General features: G+C 37.6%; 21 protein-coding genes. 16 read left to right on the top strand and 5 right to left on the bottom strand.

Features of this window, described 5'->3' with window-relative positions; translation table 11 throughout:
* The first annotated feature begins 25 nt into the window (after nt 1-25).
* From yunB to NY607_RS20175, 5 genes are all read left to right on the top strand, one after another.
* Nucleotides 26-802: a sporulation protein YunB gene (gene yunB, locus NY607_RS20195; RefSeq protein WP_131521225.1), complete on the top strand. Its 777-nt coding sequence runs from the start codon at nt 26-28 to the stop codon at nt 800-802.
* A 107-nt stretch (nt 803-909) separates the two neighbouring features.
* Entirely contained in the window at nt 910-1,827 is a 918-nt protein-coding gene (gene lipA, locus NY607_RS20190; RefSeq protein WP_004228269.1) for a lipoyl synthase, read from the top strand.
* Nucleotides 1,828-1,860: 33 nt separating this feature from the next.
* On the top strand, nt 1,861-2,208 hold the full coding sequence (locus tag NY607_RS20185) for a YutD family protein (RefSeq protein ID WP_004228271.1): 348 nt from the start codon (nt 1,861-1,863) through the stop codon (nt 2,206-2,208).
* Nucleotides 2,209-2,320: 112 nt separating this feature from the next.
* Nucleotides 2,321-2,848 carry a D-glycero-alpha-D-manno-heptose-1,7-bisphosphate 7-phosphatase gene (locus NY607_RS20180; RefSeq protein WP_131521226.1) on the top strand — a complete coding sequence of 176 codons (528 nt, stop codon included), beginning with the start codon at nt 2,321-2,323 and terminating at the stop codon, nt 2,846-2,848.
* A gap of 51 nt (nt 2,849-2,899) precedes the next feature.
* Nucleotides 2,900-3,094 (top strand): hypothetical protein, encoded by a 195-nt coding sequence (locus tag NY607_RS20175; RefSeq protein WP_175400780.1) that lies wholly within the window; start codon nt 2,900-2,902, stop codon nt 3,092-3,094.
* 83 nt (nt 3,095-3,177) lie between these two features.
* Here the strand turns inward: NY607_RS20175 and NY607_RS20170 are convergent, their stop codons facing one another.
* Entirely contained in the window at nt 3,178-3,444 is a 267-nt protein-coding gene (locus tag NY607_RS20170; protein ID WP_009371988.1) for a DUF3055 domain-containing protein, read from the bottom strand.
* Nucleotides 3,445-3,532: 88 nt separating this feature from the next.
* Here NY607_RS20170 and NY607_RS20165 point away from each other — a divergent pair, with 88 nt between their 5' ends.
* Both NY607_RS20165 and NY607_RS20160 read left to right on the top strand, forming a co-directional pair.
* Nucleotides 3,533-3,985 (top strand): DUF86 domain-containing protein, encoded by a 453-nt coding sequence (locus NY607_RS20165; protein WP_009371987.1) that lies wholly within the window; start codon nt 3,533-3,535, stop codon nt 3,983-3,985.
* Nucleotides 3,982-4,734 (top strand): TIGR01457 family HAD-type hydrolase, encoded by a 753-nt coding sequence (locus tag NY607_RS20160; protein WP_131521228.1) that lies wholly within the window; start codon nt 3,982-3,984, stop codon nt 4,732-4,734. Before NY607_RS20165 ends, NY607_RS20160 begins: the two co-directional genes overlap by 4 nt.
* A 79-nt stretch (nt 4,735-4,813) precedes the next feature.
* Here the strand turns inward: NY607_RS20160 and NY607_RS20155 are convergent, their stop codons facing one another.
* On the bottom strand, nt 4,814-5,050 hold the full coding sequence (locus NY607_RS20155; protein WP_004228286.1) for a YuzB family protein: 237 nt from the start codon (nt 5,048-5,050) through the stop codon (nt 4,814-4,816).
* A gap of 269 nt (nt 5,051-5,319) precedes the next feature.
* Between NY607_RS20155 and NY607_RS20150 the strand changes: the two genes are divergently transcribed.
* The gene (locus NY607_RS20150) at nt 5,320-6,384 is read left to right on the top strand and encodes an NAD(P)/FAD-dependent oxidoreductase (RefSeq protein WP_004228288.1); all 1,065 of its coding nucleotides are present in this window, start codon (nt 5,320-5,322) and stop codon (nt 6,382-6,384) included.
* 54 nt (nt 6,385-6,438) lie between these two features.
* Here the strand turns inward: NY607_RS20150 and NY607_RS20145 are convergent, their stop codons facing one another.
* Nucleotides 6,439-6,774, bottom strand: coding sequence for a YuzD family protein (locus tag NY607_RS20145; RefSeq protein ID WP_054549443.1), 336 nt, complete (start codon nt 6,772-6,774; stop codon nt 6,439-6,441).
* An 83-nt stretch (nt 6,775-6,857) separates the two neighbouring features.
* Between NY607_RS20145 and NY607_RS20140 the strand changes: the two genes are divergently transcribed.
* Nucleotides 6,858-7,094 carry a NifU family protein gene (locus NY607_RS20140; RefSeq protein ID WP_004228295.1) on the top strand — a complete coding sequence of 79 codons (237 nt, stop codon included), beginning with the start codon at nt 6,858-6,860 and terminating at the stop codon, nt 7,092-7,094.
* 50 nt (nt 7,095-7,144) lie between these two features.
* Here the strand turns inward: NY607_RS20140 and NY607_RS20135 are convergent, their stop codons facing one another.
* On the bottom strand, nt 7,145-7,837 hold the full coding sequence (locus tag NY607_RS20135) for a DUF2225 domain-containing protein (RefSeq protein ID WP_048394419.1): 693 nt from the start codon (nt 7,835-7,837) through the stop codon (nt 7,145-7,147).
* Between the two features lie 186 nt (nt 7,838-8,023).
* On the opposite strand from NY607_RS20135, the gene NY607_RS20130 reads away from it, so the two are divergent.
* From NY607_RS20130 to NY607_RS20105, 6 genes are all read left to right on the top strand, one after another.
* The gene (locus tag NY607_RS20130; protein ID WP_048394421.1) at nt 8,024-8,398 is read left to right on the top strand and encodes a HesB/IscA family protein; all 375 of its coding nucleotides are present in this window, start codon (nt 8,024-8,026) and stop codon (nt 8,396-8,398) included.
* A 321-nt stretch (nt 8,399-8,719) separates the two neighbouring features.
* Entirely contained in the window at nt 8,720-9,217 is a 498-nt protein-coding gene (locus NY607_RS20125) for an NUDIX hydrolase (RefSeq protein WP_036078588.1), read from the top strand.
* A 25-nt stretch (nt 9,218-9,242) separates the two neighbouring features.
* Nucleotides 9,243-10,994 carry a sensor histidine kinase gene (locus NY607_RS20120; protein WP_131522540.1) on the top strand — a complete coding sequence of 584 codons (1,752 nt, stop codon included), beginning with the start codon at nt 9,243-9,245 and terminating at the stop codon, nt 10,992-10,994.
* A gap of 6 nt (nt 10,995-11,000) precedes the next feature.
* Nucleotides 11,001-11,744: a LytR/AlgR family response regulator transcription factor gene (locus NY607_RS20115; protein WP_131522541.1), complete on the top strand. Its 744-nt coding sequence runs from the start codon at nt 11,001-11,003 to the stop codon at nt 11,742-11,744.
* Nucleotides 11,745-11,861: 117 nt separating this feature from the next.
* Nucleotides 11,862-13,655, top strand: coding sequence for a carbon starvation CstA family protein (locus NY607_RS20110; RefSeq protein ID WP_237898570.1), 1,794 nt, complete (start codon nt 11,862-11,864; stop codon nt 13,653-13,655).
* A gap of 245 nt (nt 13,656-13,900) precedes the next feature.
* Nucleotides 13,901-14,230, top strand: coding sequence for a YuiB family protein (locus NY607_RS20105; RefSeq protein WP_004228336.1), 330 nt, complete (start codon nt 13,901-13,903; stop codon nt 14,228-14,230).
* An 89-nt stretch (nt 14,231-14,319) separates the two neighbouring features.
* Here the strand turns inward: NY607_RS20105 and NY607_RS20100 are convergent, their stop codons facing one another.
* Nucleotides 14,320-14,802 (bottom strand): divergent PAP2 family protein, encoded by a 483-nt coding sequence (locus tag NY607_RS20100; protein WP_131522542.1) that lies wholly within the window; start codon nt 14,800-14,802, stop codon nt 14,320-14,322.
* Between the two features lie 123 nt (nt 14,803-14,925).
* Between NY607_RS20100 and NY607_RS20095 the strand changes: the two genes are divergently transcribed.
* Complete coding sequence (locus NY607_RS20095; RefSeq protein WP_131522543.1) at nt 14,926-16,434, top strand: leucyl aminopeptidase; 1,509 nt, start codon at nt 14,926-14,928, stop codon at nt 16,432-16,434.
* The last annotated feature ends 87 nt before the right edge of the window (nt 16,435-16,521 follow it).

Below are 16,521 nucleotides of genomic sequence, written 5' to 3'. Positions count from 1 at the left end.
ACGTTATGGAACAGGAGGAGATTTTTTGTTTTTCCCTCGAAAAAGAATGAAATTACGCTCATATGGTAGAAGGGGAATGCGTCTTAATAAATTAACGATTTTAATTGTTAGTATGGTTGTTTGCCTTATATTATTTATTTATTATTTAAATGAACGGCTCATGCCAACCTATTTGCAATATGCGGAAGTGCAAACTACGAAGATTGCCTCATATGTTGTGAGTAAAGCCATTAATTCACGTACCTCTAATGTATTAGATGTCAATGATATCATTGAAGATATTCCTCCAGGTACGTCTGAAATGATGACGACTAAGTTTAATACAGAAATCATTAATCGTGTTCGGGCAGAGACATTAGAGCTTGTTAAAATGTATTTGGAGCAAGCTGAACAAGGAGAGCTATCCCATTTACCTGAATTAGATAATGTTGAATATGATATTAACAGGATCCAAGATGGTGATGGCATTGTCTTTTTTGTACCGCTTGGTCAAGCAGCTAATATCCCATTACTTGGAAATTTAGGGCCGAAGATCCCAATCCGTTTCCATGTGATTGGGAATGTTCATAGTAATGTGACATCCTCTATTCAAGAATTTGGTATCAATAGTGCTTATGTGGAGGTAGGTATTCATTTAGAGGTAAATGTTCAGATTATTGTTCCTTTCGCTAGTAAGTCTTCTACCGTTGCGCAGGATATACCTGTAGCGATGGGCCTAACAAGGGGACCTGTTCCAAACATTTATACCAATAGTAGTGACGCGCCACAACCGTCCATAGAAATACCTGTCCCTTATAAATAGAAATGTTTGTTGTGATAGTTGTTGGAGTGCCTTTAATATGTTACATTGACAACAGTGAAGATAGTTAATATTAAAAAATGTATATTTTTGATAGGGGCGATATTCGTATGACATCTTGTAAACCTACAAGTAAAGAAGAACATGTAAGAAAACCAGACTGGCTAAAAATAAAACTAAACACGAATGATGAATATAAAGGGCTTAAAAAGCTGATGCGTGAGAAAAATCTGCATACAGTATGTGAAGAAGCTCGTTGTCCAAACATCCACGAATGCTGGGGAGAGAGACGTACTGCTACCATGATGATTCTTGGTTCCGTTTGTACACGTGCTTGTCGTTTCTGTGCAGTGAAAACAGGTTTACCAAATGAACTAGATTTGGCGGAACCTGAGCGCGTTGCAGATTCAGTAGCCATTATGAATTTAAAGCATGTTGTTATTACAATGGTAGCACGTGACGATTTAAAGGATGGCGGAGCGCAAGTTTTAGCAGAAACAGTACGTGCAATTCGTCGTAAAAGTCCTTTCACATCTGTTGAGGTATTGCCATCAGATTTAGGTGGGATGAAGGAGAACCTTCAAATGTTAATGGATGCAAAACCAGATATTTTAAATCATAATATTGAAACAGTACGCCGTTTAACACCTAGAGTGCGCGCTCGTGCAAAATACGAACGCTCTTTAGAGTTCCTGCGTTTAGCTAAAGAGATGCAGCCTGAAATTCCAACGAAATCATCACTAATGATTGGATTAGGCGAGACACATGAAGAAATTTTAGAAGTCATGGACGATTTACGTGCAAATAATGTAGATATTATGACGATCGGTCAGTATTTACAGCCAACGAAAAAGCATTTACCAGTTAAAAAATACTATTCACCAATAGAATTTGGTAAACTGCGTAAGATTGCCATGGAGAAAGGCTTTAAGCATTGTGAGGCTGGCCCACTTGTACGTAGTAGTTATCATGCAGACGAACAAGTAAATGCTGCAACGAAAGAACGTCAATTACAAGCGGAAGTGTAAACGTCAAGGCTGAACGAAAAGGGTGGTGTCACTTTGATTATAGTTGAAGGATTAGAATATGAACTAATAGAAGATTATCGCGAGGCCTTTCAGGAGGAAGTTTTTCAGGAAAGATACTCAGATATCTTAGCCAGATACGATTATATTGTAGGTGATTGGGGCTATAACCAGTTACGTTTAAAGGGGTTTTTTGATGATAAAAATCAAAAATCCACTTTTGATACAAAAATAAGTACGCTTCAAGATTATCTATACGAATACTGTAATTTTGGCTGTGCTTATTTTGTATTACGTAAACTGGGGAAAGTTATGAAACAGCCAGAAGTAGTGGATATGAGTGAAGTAACAAAGCCTACAGACCATGAACCTTTAGCAGAATAAATTCTTATACAAAAACCTGATGTGATAGGCATCAGGTTTTTTTATCATTGTTAGCTTTTGTGTAATTGGGGAAAACTAAAGCACAAAACAGCTTATCGAAGGTGTGTTGCAAATGAAAAGAGCCGTATTTTTAGATCGTGATGGTGTTATCAATGAAGTGCTAACAAATCGTGTGAAGTTTGTGAATAAGCCTAAGGATTTGTACTTTTTACCGCAAGTGCCTGAAGCAATCAGAAAGCTAAATAAGCATTTTGATTATGTGTTTGTCGTGACAAATCAAGGTGGGGTTGGTTTAGGCTTTATGAAGGAAAGTGGTTTACAGAAAATACATGAACATATGGTGAAGGAGCTAAAGAAAAAAGGGGCAACGATCCATGAAGTCGTTTATTGTCCACACAAACCTAAGTCAGGTTGTGCCTGCCGCAAGCCCAATAGCAAATTAATTGTGGATTTAGGAAAGAAATATAACATTGATTTATCAAAATCCTATATGGTAGGCGATACAGATACGGATATTATTGCAGGAAAACGGGCAGGAACAAAGGGTGTTTTCCTAGGAGAACAAGATTCATTAGCAGATGCTGTCTTTCCAGATTTAATAAGTGCTGCCCAGTGGATTATTAAGGATGTCACAGCTTAAACGTATTGAGAAAAAGGGCGTATAAATCATTAAAAAAGGGATAATTTATGAATGGAGGTGATGATGTTGGCAAAAGAAAAACGCAATAAAAAGCCATTAGATCGAGAGGAATATGGGTATGGTTTTGATATTAGTGTAGACGATTTAGCTGTGATTGGTCAAAATCAGCAAGCGAAAAAGCAAAATGATAATGAAAATAAAGACAAGCCCCATAATAAAGATAATCCATCCACTTTAAATAAATAACAATACGTAAAAAGATTTCGCAATCGCTCAGGGTTAGCGAAATTTTTTTATGTTATATAAAAAAACACCCAATAAAATGGGTGTTAGTTCAATAATTCACGCAAGTATTCCCGTAATTCGATTGTTTCTTCCTCTGTGCGATTGTACACATGTTCTAAGTAACCAGGCTCTTCTACATCATCAGGACCAATAATAGCAAAGCGACCGAACTGGATATCCATGACAAGCACTTTTCCAAAGAAGCGGCCAGATTGTAATATAGCTAAATCATAACGTAGCTTTTGTCCAGCAAAACTAACAAATCTTGTTTTCGTATCTTCTACATCATCATATAAAAAAAAACGTTCCATCTTTTAATCTCCTTCCAATCCTATAGTTATGGTACTATAGAAGAGAAAAGACTATCAACTTTTAATGATTTGAATGGGGGCTTTCCTTGTGTATTTTGTAGATCGTAATAAAATCACAAAAAATTTACAGTACTTAGATGGGCTATTAACTATTTTGGAGACAGAGGATAACTGGCTTCAGAATGATATAAAGAAATTAGCTATCGAGCGAATTGGACACAACATTATGGAGTCAATGATGGATGTAGGAAATTTAATGATTGACGGTTTCATTATGCGCGATCCAGGAAGCTACGAGGATATTATTGATATTTTAGTCGATGAAAAAGTTGTAGCTGCTGATTTGGAAGCACCATACAAAGCAGTTGTTGGCTTACGTAAAATGCTAGTGCGTGAGTTTATAGAGGTAGATATCCAAGAGGTTATCCATGTACTAACAGCCAATCTAACGGCTTTAAAGCAGTTCTCGCCAGCAGTTCATAATTATTTAACAAATGAATTAGGACCTGTTTCAGCATTTTTGCCAGAGGATCATCAATGAAACAATATAAGGCCTATTGCTTTGATTTAGATGGTACTGTCTACCGTGGGAAGGAAGGTATTCCTTCTGCGGTAGCTTTTATTCATCGTTTACAGCAAGCAGGAATTGAGCCATTCTATGTAACGAATAATTCTTCCAAGACGCGAGAACAACTGCAAGAAGCTTTACTATCTATTGGTGTGAACGCGCCATTAGAGCATATTTATTCAAGTGCATTGGTCACAGCAAAGTATGTGGCCCTACATTTTTCAGGCAAAAAAGTAGCGATGATGGGTACAGATGGTATTCGTCAAGCACTACTCAATGAAAATATTGTGCCTGTTGAGCATGAACCCGATGTATTTGTTATGGGGATTGATCGTACGCTTGATTATATGGCACTTGCTAGAGCAACGGTTTTTGTTCAGCAAGGAGCGACCTTTATTGCCACGAATCAGGATATTAAATTTCCAACAGAATACGGGTTCTTACCAGGCAATGGTTCTTTTGCACGCTTGGTAGGAGAAGTTGCAGATGTTGAACCAATCTATATTGGTAAGCCATCGCCAGCCATGCTTGAAGTAATTACTACCGAACATGGAATTGCGAAAGAAGACATGGTAATGATCGGTGATAATTATGATACGGACATTATGTGTGGCATTCGCTTTGGCTGTGACACCATTCATGTGAATACTGGTGTGACGCCTACAGAGACTGTCCTCAAAAAAGAATGCCAACCTACATATGTAGTGGACGTACTAAAGTAATAAAAGGATGTTTATGCTAATTTTCAGCATAACATCCTTTTTATTTGTTCAAATTTATTCATATAGGTATTTTAGAAAACTACCATAAAGGATTTTCTTCAATAAATTGATAAATGGCTTTCGTTAATTCATCAGGAGAATCTGCTTCTACTAATTCACCGTTTACTATTGCATAAAAGGATTCTGAGCACTTTGTACAATAACTGAGGCAGCCATATTCCAAAACGTCGATGTTTGGATCGCGTTCGAGTACTTCATAAGTTGCTTGAGAGCCATTTGCTAAATTACTTATACAAAATTCAACCATTGGATTCATCCATGTCACCTCACCAAAGTAATGCTACTCGGTTTTACGATTTTCGTCAATTATTTATGTTTAAGAGAAAAGAAACGTTTTTTAATAAAAGATAAAGGGAATTTGTTATTAATGGCTTAAAAATCAATAGAAATGAACAGGTTCTCGTTTATTTTGTGAAATCTTTCACAAAATTTCATTCTGATATTGTGAAACTTCTCACAATCGGTTATACTCGTTTGTGGATACTTTGTGAACAATTATTAAAAGAGATATAAAAGGAGACTATTATGGGAAAATTAGTACTTTTAGGTGGCGGCTACGGCAATATGCGTGTCATGCTTCGTCTATTAAACAGCCTACCATTAGACAGAGAGGTAGTTATAGTAGATAGAGCCCCTTTCCATAGTTTAAAAACAGAGTTTTATGCATTGGCGGCAGGGACAGCAACAGATAAAGAAATTCGTGTAAGCTTCCCAGAGCATGAACGTTTAACAGCCGTATATGGAGAAGTCGTTGAAATTAATCGTGCGGAAAAAGTAGTCATTCTTGAAGACGGACAACGTATAGAATATGATGATTTAGTCATTGGGCTTGGCTGTGAAGATAAATATCATGGTGTACCAGGTGCGGAAGAGTATACGTACAGCATTCAAACAATGGGTAAATCACGTGCAACATTCCAAGCACTTTGTGGGTTACCAGCTGGGTCTACAGTTGGAATTATAGGGGCTGGCCTAAGTGGAATTGAGCTTGCAAGTGAGCTACGTGAAAGTCGCTCAGATTTAAAAATCAAGCTATTTGACCGTGGTCAACGTATATTGAAAGATTTTCCAGAAAAACTAAGTAAGTATGTAAAGGATTGGTTTGTAAAGCATAATGTTGATGTGGTTGCCAATTCAAATATTACAAGAGTAGAGCCAGGTAAAATTTTTAATCATGATGATGAAATTTTACTCGATGCAGTGGTTTGGACTGCAGGTGTCCAGCCAGTCAAAATTGTGCGTGATATGGATGTTGAGAAAGATAAACATGACCGTCCACTTGTCACACAGTATTTTAATTTACTCGATGATGAACATGTCTATGTTGTAGGAGATTGTGCTTCATCAGATTTAGCCCCAACAGCACAATTAGCAGAGGAACAAGCGGAGCAAATTGTGAAAGTACTTCGTATGCGTTGGAAAGGTGAACATTTACCAGAGAAGATGCCAGATATTAAATTAAAAGGCTTTATGGGAGCTCTTGGTAAAAAACAAGGCTTTGTATACTTAGCTGATACAACAGTAACTGGGCGTATCGCTCGCTTAATGAAATCAGGATTATTATGGTATTACAAACGTCAAAATGATTAATTAGCTGAAAGGGATTGTTTCAAAAATCATTTTGAAACAATCCCTTTATTTTTATTAAACCGTTTCGTCTGGGACAAACCCTAAATTTTCAAGGGCCGTAAATACAGGCTTTAATTGGACATAGCCCTCTCCAACTACCTCATTGTTAATGAGGACAAGGGGGTAGAAAAATTCATCGTCTTGAATACGTGACGCATACTCTTGGTCGCGTTCATTCTCAATTGGACCTTCAATATCGATATAGCGAATATCATATGCTTGATCTGGATATTTGCGATTGATGGCTGCTTGTAGCCACTCATATGTATCCTTGGAAGATGGGGCATTGACACAACTAGCACAGATGACAGCTGTTCCATAAATTTCAATCATAGGTTTTGTTGATGGCATAGTATTTTCTCTCCTTGTGATTCAATATTGGATTTTTTCTGTTGCTAACATTATAATCATTATAAGGAAAGGAGTCGAGATAAATGGCAGAAGCAACAATTAACGACCAAGTTCAAGAGGTATTAGATAAATTACGTCCATTCTTACTACGTGACGGTGGAGACTGTGAATTAGTAGATGTTGAGGATGGCGTTGTGAAATTACGTTTATTAGGTGCTTGTGGCAGTTGCCCAAGTTCTACGATTACATTAAAAGCTGGTATTGAACGAGCATTATTAGAAGAAGTACCAGGTATCGTGGAAGTAGAGCAAGTATTCTAAGCCTTTTTAAAAAGTTCTAGCTGTTTGCAAGCTAGAACTTTTTTATTTACCTATTTATGACGCGCATGTTCTTTTTCTTCACGAATAATGGCCCACTGTTCTTTCGCCATATCTATAATTTTTGCCTCACCACCGACACTTTGTTTTTCAATGACTCTAGAAAAGAAGCGTGTCGCATTTTCAATATCTCCAATACGTCTAGATAATTCAGCAATCATATACATAATTCGGACAGCTGACATTTGTGTAGAGCTGTAGTCCTCGGTAGAATAAGATTCCATATAATAATCACGTGCTAATTTCATAAAGCGCTCTTCTTGTCCACTATTGTTTAAGGAACGATAAAGCCATGCAAGACGTAAAGTTAGTCCAGCAATCGCTACATTTTTTTCTTTTTTAATCGTGCCACAAAGAAACGCTAACTTATAGGCTTGAATGGCTTGAAATACGGTACGTTCACCCTTGAAATCATGATGCACCCATTTTTCTGTAATTTGTGTACGTATATCATCTTGGATACCCGGTGCAAAATATTTTGTAAAGTCTTCTGTAAAGGAAAAGCCACAATGCTCACATACAAAAACATTATAATAGAGAGCATTCACTTCATCTGCATAAATAGGTTGAAAATCTGTTTCCGTATGATCTACTTTAATAAATTTTGAACGCACTTTTAATGTTGGAAATTCTTTTTTGCAATTTAAACATTGAATTTTTTTCTCATAATATGGTGAAATCTCCATATATATTACCCCCTGCCAAGAATTCGTTGTAACTATTATACCAATGATGTTTTTATTAACATGAATAAAAAATACTATTAATGTGAAAAATATGAGAATTATAACTTATAATCGACTTGAAGCTGAATGTTTGTCATACAATGGTCAAAATTGTTATGATAATACGTAAGAAGGAAGGTGATTGGGATGACAAGTACAAAGCAAATTATAGAAGTGACACAGGCTGCTGGCTTTCATATTAATGAAATGATGGAGCATAATGAAGAACAAGGTTCTTTTTTACGTGTAGTGGTGAATGGTGGCGGCTGTAGCGGGCTATCCTATGGCATGCATTTTGATAAAGAGAAAAAAGATGATGATTTTGAAGATGTTCAGCATGGTTTAACAATTCTTGTTTCCCGTGAAGATGCGCCGATTTTGATGGGAACAAAAATTGACTATAAACAATCGCTAATGGGCGGTGGCTTCACCATCGATAATCCAAATGCCATTGCATCATGTGGTTGTGGTACGTCTTTCAGAACAGCAAAGCGTGAAGGTACGCCTGAGGTTTGTGAGTAAAAGTAAATAAATCCATTCGAATAATGGGCTAACAATAATAGGCTTCTTTGATTGATGATGTTGCAAAACATGATGAATGAAAGGAGCTTTTTTCTTTCTTTTTATTTTCCCGTTTGTAAGTAACTATGTTAAAAATCATTTGACACTTCCAACAAATTTTTATGACCTTATTTAGTGAAATTCAAGGCAATGTATAATAGCTTCTTTCATTGAGGTTGAATGAAAGAAGCATTTTCACTGTGGATTAACTGTAAAATTCAGAATAAATGCTTCATTCCATAGAAAATGAGCAGGTATAATAGGTAGATAGAGGTGAAGGTTATGAGAAAAGATCGAGGGAAAATATGGTTGGGTGTATCAGGTGTTACGGTGAATGAGCTTGGACAATGGTTAGTTGTGAAAAAGGCTTATAGCGGATTGAAAGGACGTTGGTCATTGCCAGCAGGTTTTGTTAATGCAGGAGAAACGGTAGATGAAGCGGTTATTCGTGAAATCAAAGAAGAAACAGGCATCGATTGTAGAGTTTCAGGCTTAATTGGATTTAGAACAGGTGTCATCCGTGATGATATCAGTGATAATATGGCGATTTTTTATTGTCGAATGCTAGATGAGCAGCAGCAGGTTTCCATTCAAGAAAAAGAAATTTTAGAAGCTAAATGGTTGTATCCACAGGAACTAGCACAAGATGAAACAACCTCTGTGATGTTAAAGGAAATGGCTTCCAATCAATTTGAAAGACATCAATTAGAGGCGATAGAAGGGATTAATCCTGGTGATATTTTTGGTTATACCTCTTATCGTTTATTCTTTAAAAAATAATATGACTTTTAGGAGGTGACCTTTGATGGAGCTGTTTTTATTTATGTTAGAGCGAGTTGGGCTGATCATTGTGTTTGCCTTTTTAATGTCAAGATGGCGACTCTTTCGAGAAAAGCTGTTTCAGGAGCAAGGAACGAAAGAGAAAATATGGCTCATTATTATCTTTAGTAGCCTATGTATTATCAGCAGTTATACAGGGATTAAAATTGAAAGTGGGACAATCCATCCTTTAAATCAGATGATACATAGTACGATCAATGCGGAGGAGGCCATTGCTAATACGAGATTAATTGGTGTCGCTATTGCAGGAATTTTTGGTGGACCACTTGTTGGTGTATGTGTAGGAATTATTGCAGGTATTCACCGAATTACACTTGGTGGTTTTACAGCAATAGCCTGCGGTGTTTCAACAATTCTAGCTGGCTTTATTACAGGTGGTTTAAGTAAACGCTTTAAAATACGTCAAACTTTTTCCTATAAGAAAGCAGTCATTATCGGCATCTGTGCAGAAACGATTCAAATGCTGGTGATTTTAGTAGTCGCGAAGCCATTTGAGCAGGCCTTGCAGTTAGTTTCATTAATTGCAATGCCGATGATTTTAATGAATGCCTTTGGGATATTTTTATTTTTCATGATTATTAAAACGTTTATTGATGAAGAGGAGCGAACAAAGGCATTACAAACCCATCAAGCTTTTTCAATTGCCCAACAAACAATTGAGCATTTTCGTAAGGGCTTGAATGAAGAATCATGCCAAACGGTTGCAGAAATTATTAAAAGAGAAATAAAAGTAGATGCGGTCGCTATTACCGATAAAAATGGGGTGTTAGCACATGTTGGCGTTGGTGAGGATCATCATTTAATTCATCGTGAAATTATGACGGCTTTGACGAAACGGGTATTAGAGGAAGGCAAAATTTTAATGGCTACATCTGAAAAGGAAATTCAATGTCCACACGCTAGCTGCCCATTACGTGCTGCCATTGTCCTGCCCTTGAAGGTACAGCATCGAACAGTTGGAAGCTTAAAGCTTTATTTCACTAAAGCGGATTCTTTGACAGGGGTGAAGAAGGAGCTAGCAGAGGGCTTAAGTAGACTTTTCTCCTCACAGCTTGAATATGCTGAAATTGAACAGCAGCGGAAATTATTAAAGGATGCTGAAATAAAAGCATTACAAGCACAAGTCCATCCTCATTTCTTCTTTAATAGCCTTAATACTATTTCGAGCTTGATTCGAACAGATGCAGATGAGGCGAGAGCGTTGTTAATCAAGCTTAGTACATTCTTTAGAAGCAATCTGCAGGGCGCACGACAAATGCTTATTCCATTAAAAAATGAAATTGATCATGTTGAAGCCTATTTATCCATTGAGCAAACAAGATTTCCGAATCGCTATGAAGTTGAGTTTATGATGGATGAATCGCTCTTTGATGTCCAGATTCCTCCATTTACCTTACAGCCTCTTGTCGAAAATGCTATTTATCATGCCTTTAAAAATCGTAAAGAAGGCAAGATTTATGTCAAAGTACAACGCGTGAACGATAAGCTACTGCTGTTGACCGAGGATAATGGGTGTGGCATGAGGAAAGAACAGGTGAAACAACTAGGTAAACGTATTATGGAATCGGAACAAGGGACAGGCACGGCTTTATGGAATATTTATCAGCGAATTCATGAAATTTACGGTTCGGAGGCTGATTTTCATATAACAAGTACGTTAGATGTGGGCACAAAAATTATGATTCAACTGCCGTTAAAGGCGACTAGATGGGAGTAGAAAAATTTGAATGTATATATTGTGGATGATGAACCGTTAGCACGAGCGGAACTGCGTTATTTATTAGAACAAACAGCATTAGTGAATGTTTGTGGTGAATCTGAAAATCTTGAGGAGTTGTGCAAAGCGGCACAGCTTGAAGAAGTCGATTGTATATTTTTAGATATTGAATTAGGCATAAACAATGGACTTGACTTAGCTAAACAATTATTACGGAATGCACAGAGACCTGAAATTATTTTTGCTACAGCCTACGATGACTATGCTTTACAGGCATTTGAAGTCAATGCATTTGATTATATATTGAAACCCTTTGAGGCAGAAAGGGTACAAACAGCTGTGGAAAAACTGTTAGCTAAAAAAAGAGCTGCTCAGGCAAAAACAATGGAGGAGTTAAAGGTGTCGCAGCTGGATAAGCTCGATAAGTTAACAGTTTATGCAAACGATCGAATTTTATTATTGAAAATACAGGATATTTTATATTGTACCTCTGAGGATAGTAAAACGGTTGTTGTAACAGAGCAGGGACGTTTTATTGCTTCCGAATCATTGGCAGCGTTAGAAAAAAGACTTACTTTAAAAGGCTTTGTACGTGTCCATCGCGCGTATATTGTCAATTTAGAGCATATTGTGGAACTTGAGCCTTGGAGTAGTTCTAAATTTAATTTAATTGTGCACAACAGACATTCTATTCCTGTCAGTAGGCTGTATATGAAGGAGGTAAGGAAAATTTTTGACCTATCAAAGTAATTGCATTTCAACGGACAAATACAACCTTTCAGCTTTAAATTCTGACATTTCAGTTATTTTATGAATAATAGGGACATTCCTTTGCTATGATGTGGAAAAAGTAAAAGGGGTGTTTACATGAATGCGATTACAATAGTGATAGGGTCTATTTGTATTTTGATGATCAGCTATCGTTTGTATGGCATTTTCTTTACAAAGAAGGTACTTAAAATAAAAGATGATACGCCCACCCCAGCCCACGCTTTGGAAGATGGTAAAGACTATGTTCCGACGAATAAGTGGGTAACCTTTGGGCATCATTTTGCAGCGATTGCAGCAGCAGGGCCTTTAGTTGGACCAATCCTAGCGGCACAATTTGGGTATTTACCTGGACTTCTATGGCTATTAATCGGGGCAGTAATTGGCGGGGCAGTTCATGATGCTGTTGTTTTATTCGCTTCCATGCGTCATGGTGGTAAATCCCTATCGGAAGTGATGAAGGAGGAGTTAGGTCCTATCGCAGGTTTCTGTACAGGCCTTGCGATGCTATTCATTATTACGATTACAATGGCAGGTCTCTCGATGGTGGTGTTAGGTGCTTTAGAGCGCAATCCATGGGGAACGTTTGCGGTAGGTATTACGATACCAATCGCCATGCTTGTGGGTATTGCCTATCGTAAAACAGGCAATTTAATTGTTACATCTACTGTAGGCTTTATTTTATTAATGATTGGGGTATTTATCGGACCGCTGATTCAAGGCACAGCATTCGGTGATTTTTTAACATTTGATCGGGATACACTAGCTATCATCTTACCGATCTATGCCTTTTTCGCCGCTGCATTACCTGTGTGGCTATTATTAGCACCTCGTGATTATTTAAGTAGTTTCATGAAGATTGGGGTATTTATTGCACTAATTATTGGCGTTTTCTTTGTTAATCCTGCTATTCAATTCCCTCCATTGACAGAGTTTATTCATGGTGGTGGACCAGTAATTGCCGGTCCTGTGTGGCCGTTTGTTTCTATTACAATTGCCTGTGGTGCCATTTCTGGCTTCCATGCTTTTGTAGGCTCAGGAACAACACCTAAGATGATTGATCGTTGGGAGGACATCCGTATTGTAGGCTTTGGTGCTATGTTAGTAGAGTCACTAGTAGGTGTGATGGCTTTAATTGCAGCTACTGCTCTTCATCCAGCCGACTATTTTGCGATTAACTCAGCACCAGCTGTATTTGCTACATTAGGAATGGAGCCCGTTCATCTACAAGCATTGTCTCAAAGTATCGGCATGGACTTGGAAGGACGAACAGGAGGTGCTGTAACGCTAGCAGTTGGTATGACAGATATCTTTACAGGTATTCCTTGGTTCGCAGAGTTATCTTCGTACTTCTATCAATTTGTCATTATGTTTGAGGCGGTTTTCATTCTTACAGCCATTGATGCTGGAACAAGGGTAGCTCGTTATTTAATACAAGACTTTGGTGGCAATGTTTATAAACCACTGAAGCGTACTAATTGGGTACCAGGTACAATTTTTGCTAGTGCACTTGCCTGCTTTATGTGGGGCTATTTATTGTATTCAGGGGATATAAGCTCAATCTGGGTATTATTTGGTGTATCCAATCAGCTAATGGCAGCCATTGGTCTAGTATGTGGCGTGACGATGGTATTGAAGGTCGCAGATAAACGCATCTATGCATTGACATGCTTTATCCCATTGGCTTATTTATACATTACGGTCAACGTTGCAGGCTATTGGATGATTAAAAATGTATACTGGAATCCAGCCGCTGCAGGCTTTAATATGTTAAATGGGATTTTATCTGTTATCATGTTAATGCTTGGCTTCTTAATTGTGCTGACAGCATTTAAAAAATGGGCACAGCTTTGGAAATCACCAAAGTTTTTAGTAGCTCAATCAACTTCATAAAATCATAGAAACTATTGAAGATAAGCATTTGTCTTCAATAGTTTTTTGGTGAAAAAAGCATCTACGACGAAGGAGAAGCAAATACCCGCGGAAGAAGCATATACCCCTAAATTCAAAGATCAACCATAGATGATCGATTGATGATTTTCCTAAATATGACGAACAAGCGAAAACAAGGATATGTTCATTGAAAGCGGTGTCGTAATCATGTAAACTAATGAGAGGAAAACGGAGGTTATACATACATGGATGGTCCAGTTTCATTAGTACAGTTAATCATTTCTATTTTGTTATTTTTCGTCATGTTCTTTGGTATCGGATTCTTGTTAAATATGCTGTTACGAATGACATGGTTAATGGCAATTGTGTATCCAATTGTTGTCATCTTTATTGTAGATGAAGTAAGCTTCTTAGATTATATTTTTAAGCCAGGTTCTGCATTCCCAGCATTAATTGATAAATTACAGGCACTTCAGTTTGTGGATATTGCTATTTTATCAGGTGGCTTTGCAGGTTCTATTGTGGCGGGTATCGTGATGATTTATTTACGTAAAAGTGGCTATCGCATGTTCTAACATGCTTAGTATTCTTTCTTCAATTGAAGGGGGAATACTTTTTTTATACAAAAAAACACAGCCTCCTCTAGAGGATGTGTTGATGTCTGTTAGATGAAAAACTCATAGGCTATGATAGCGATAAAAATACCCGTGAGAGCCCCAAAAAATACTTCACTTCGTTTATGGCCTAATAATGTTTTTAATTCCTCCATTTTTTCTTGTCCGTCCATCTGTGGCCATTTTTTTAAATCATGAAGCAATGTTTGGAAATCCTTACGCAGTTGATTTAAAATGGCTGCATGCTGCCCTGCTTGGTAACGAACACCACTAGCATCGTACATTACGATAATGGAAAACATGGCGGCTACCGCAAAAATTGGGGATTCCAAACCCGTCTCATAGGCAATTGAGGTTGCCAAACCAGTGACAGAAGCAGAGTGAGAACTAGGCATTCCACCCGTTGAGGTAAAAAGCCCCCATTTTACTTGTCTGGTCATTAAAAAATGAATGGGGATTTTAACAAACTGTGCAAAGAGAACCGCAAAGAGGGCAATTAGTAATGGGGTATTTTGGAGTAAACTCAATCTCATCACAACCTTCGTAAATAATTGCTTTTATTATAACATTCATTATTTTCTAAAAGAAGATTTAGGCAAATATTACGCGCTTTTCAGAAACTTCGTTATAATAGTATATGGAATGGAGGAATTTACATGCATATTGTAAAAGAAGCAAAAACATTTGAAACGATTTCTACTGAACTATTAGTGGTAGGAGTCACAAAACATCGTGAACAAATGCAGGACTGGGCAAGCTTTTCAACTTTTTACGGTGAAGCCCTTGATACATGGATTAGTGCAGGGGACGTCTCAACTGAATTAAAGAAATTAACGAAATTACCATTTGTGAAAGACCATGCCAACCTGAAACGTATTGTATTCGTAGGTTTAGATGAGCGTAAAAACCTAACAGAAGGTGATATTCGCGCAGCATTTGGTTTGGTAGGAAAAGAATTAAGATCTTTAAAAGTAAAAGAGTATTCCATCTGGCTTGAATCATTTACAACAGAGTCAATTTCAACAGCAGATGTAGCATTTTTAGCGGGTGAAGGAATTGGCCTTGGCTATTATGCTGTCCCACATTATAAAACCACTTCAAACGAAGTAGATAAACGTATTGATGCTGTTCACCTTGTGACTACAGCAGAGGATTTAGATGAAGTGGTGGCAAGCTTTGAGGTAGGTGTGATTTACGCGGATGCTGTCAATGAAGCTCGTAGCTTAATTAATTTACCTCCAAATCTACTAACAGCTACGGATTTAGCTAACTATGCACAATCTCTTGCTGTGGAATACGATTTTGAAGTAGAGATATTAGATAAAGCACAATTAGAGGAACTAGGTATGGGTGGTATATTGAGTGTTAACCAAGGCTCTTATGAAGAACCACGATTAATTACCTTAAAATATAAAGCGACTGAAGATTTTGAAGATCCAATTGGCCTTGTTGGTAAGGGTGTAACGTATGATACAGGCGGCTATTCTTTAAAACCAAAGGACTCTATGGTTGGTATGAAAGGTGATATGGGTGGTGCTGCTGCTGTACTTGGTGCGATGAAAATTATCGGAGAATTACGTCCAAATAAAAATGTTGTAGCCGTTATCGGTTCTACAGATAATATGGTGTCTGATACAGCGTTTAAACCAGATGATGTGATTACGACGTACAGTGGAAAAACGGTAGAAGTATTAAATACGGATGCAGAAGGGCGTTTAGTTCTGGCAGATGCAACTACATATGCTAAACAGCAAGGGGCTACATCACTGATCGATGTTGCTACTTTAACTGGAGGCGTTATTACTGCACTAGGTATGGATAAAACAGGTGCTCTTGCAAATGATGATGCATTTTTTGAAGCATTTATGGAAGCTGCAAAAGAGACTGATGAATTTGTTTGGCGTATGCCTTTAACAGAAAATGATAAAAAACGAATTCGAAAATCAGATGTAGCTGATTTAAATAATTCACCTGGTCGTGATGGTCATATGATTTTCGGCGGCGGTTTTGTGGGCGAATTTGTTGGTGATACACCATGGATTCACCTGGATATAGCAGGCACATCTGATGCAGTAGCTGTACATGATTTAGGACCTAAGGGTGGTACTGGTGTTATGGTCCGTACACTCGCGAATTTTGTCCAACGTTTAGGGGAAGAAAAATAATAAAGCGTGTCAATCAGCGGGAGTTTATTCTCGCTGATTTTTTGTGATTTATGTACTAATCCCGATGGAATAGGCATTCTACATATG

Origin of the sequence: Lysinibacillus sp. A4, assembly GCF_024919535.1 — a bacterium.
In the GTDB taxonomy this organism is placed as follows: domain Bacteria; phylum Bacillota; class Bacilli; order Bacillales_A; family Planococcaceae; genus Lysinibacillus; species Lysinibacillus capsici.
The sequence above is the reverse complement of the archived record's forward strand: the minus strand, read 5'-3'. Positions and strand labels throughout refer to the sequence as shown.

Excerpts from the sequence above, each read along its gene's own strand:
- NY607_RS20140 (WP_004228295.1), top strand. The coding sequence starts at position 6,858 with ATGGCAGAAGCAACAATTAACGACCAAGTTCAAGAGGTATTAGATAAA.
- lipA (WP_004228269.1), top strand. The coding sequence starts at position 910 with ATGACATCTTGTAAACCTACAAGTAAAGAAGAACATGTAAGAAAACCA.
- NY607_RS20125 (WP_036078588.1), top strand. The coding sequence starts at position 8,720 with ATGAGAAAAGATCGAGGGAAAATATGGTTGGGTGTATCAGGTGTTACG.
- NY607_RS20175 (WP_175400780.1), top strand. The coding sequence starts at position 2,900 with ATGGAGGTGATGATGTTGGCAAAAGAAAAACGCAATAAAAAGCCATTA.
- NY607_RS20145 (WP_054549443.1), bottom strand. The coding sequence starts at position 6,774 with ATGCCATCAACAAAACCTATGATTGAAATTTATGGAACAGCTGTCATC.
- NY607_RS20095 (WP_131522543.1), top strand. The coding sequence starts at position 14,926 with ATGCATATTGTAAAAGAAGCAAAAACATTTGAAACGATTTCTACTGAA.
- NY607_RS20100 (WP_131522542.1), bottom strand. The coding sequence starts at position 14,802 with ATGAGATTGAGTTTACTCCAAAATACCCCATTACTAATTGCCCTCTTT.
- NY607_RS20155 (WP_004228286.1), bottom strand. The coding sequence starts at position 5,050 with ATGAATCCAATGGTTGAATTTTGTATAAGTAATTTAGCAAATGGCTCT.
- NY607_RS20130 (WP_048394421.1), top strand. The coding sequence starts at position 8,024 with ATGACAAGTACAAAGCAAATTATAGAAGTGACACAGGCTGCTGGCTTT.
- NY607_RS20120 (WP_131522540.1), top strand. The coding sequence starts at position 9,243 with ATGGAGCTGTTTTTATTTATGTTAGAGCGAGTTGGGCTGATCATTGTG.
- NY607_RS20170 (WP_009371988.1), bottom strand. The coding sequence starts at position 3,444 with ATGGAACGTTTTTTTTTATATGATGATGTAGAAGATACGAAAACAAGA.
- NY607_RS20150 (WP_004228288.1), top strand. The coding sequence starts at position 5,320 with ATGGGAAAATTAGTACTTTTAGGTGGCGGCTACGGCAATATGCGTGTC.
- NY607_RS20110 (WP_237898570.1), top strand. The coding sequence starts at position 11,862 with ATGAATGCGATTACAATAGTGATAGGGTCTATTTGTATTTTGATGATC.
- NY607_RS20180 (WP_131521226.1), top strand. The coding sequence starts at position 2,321 with ATGAAAAGAGCCGTATTTTTAGATCGTGATGGTGTTATCAATGAAGTG.
- NY607_RS20135 (WP_048394419.1), bottom strand. The coding sequence starts at position 7,837 with ATGGAGATTTCACCATATTATGAGAAAAAAATTCAATGTTTAAATTGC.
- NY607_RS20160 (WP_131521228.1), top strand. The coding sequence starts at position 3,982 with ATGAAACAATATAAGGCCTATTGCTTTGATTTAGATGGTACTGTCTAC.
- NY607_RS20105 (WP_004228336.1), top strand. The coding sequence starts at position 13,901 with ATGGATGGTCCAGTTTCATTAGTACAGTTAATCATTTCTATTTTGTTA.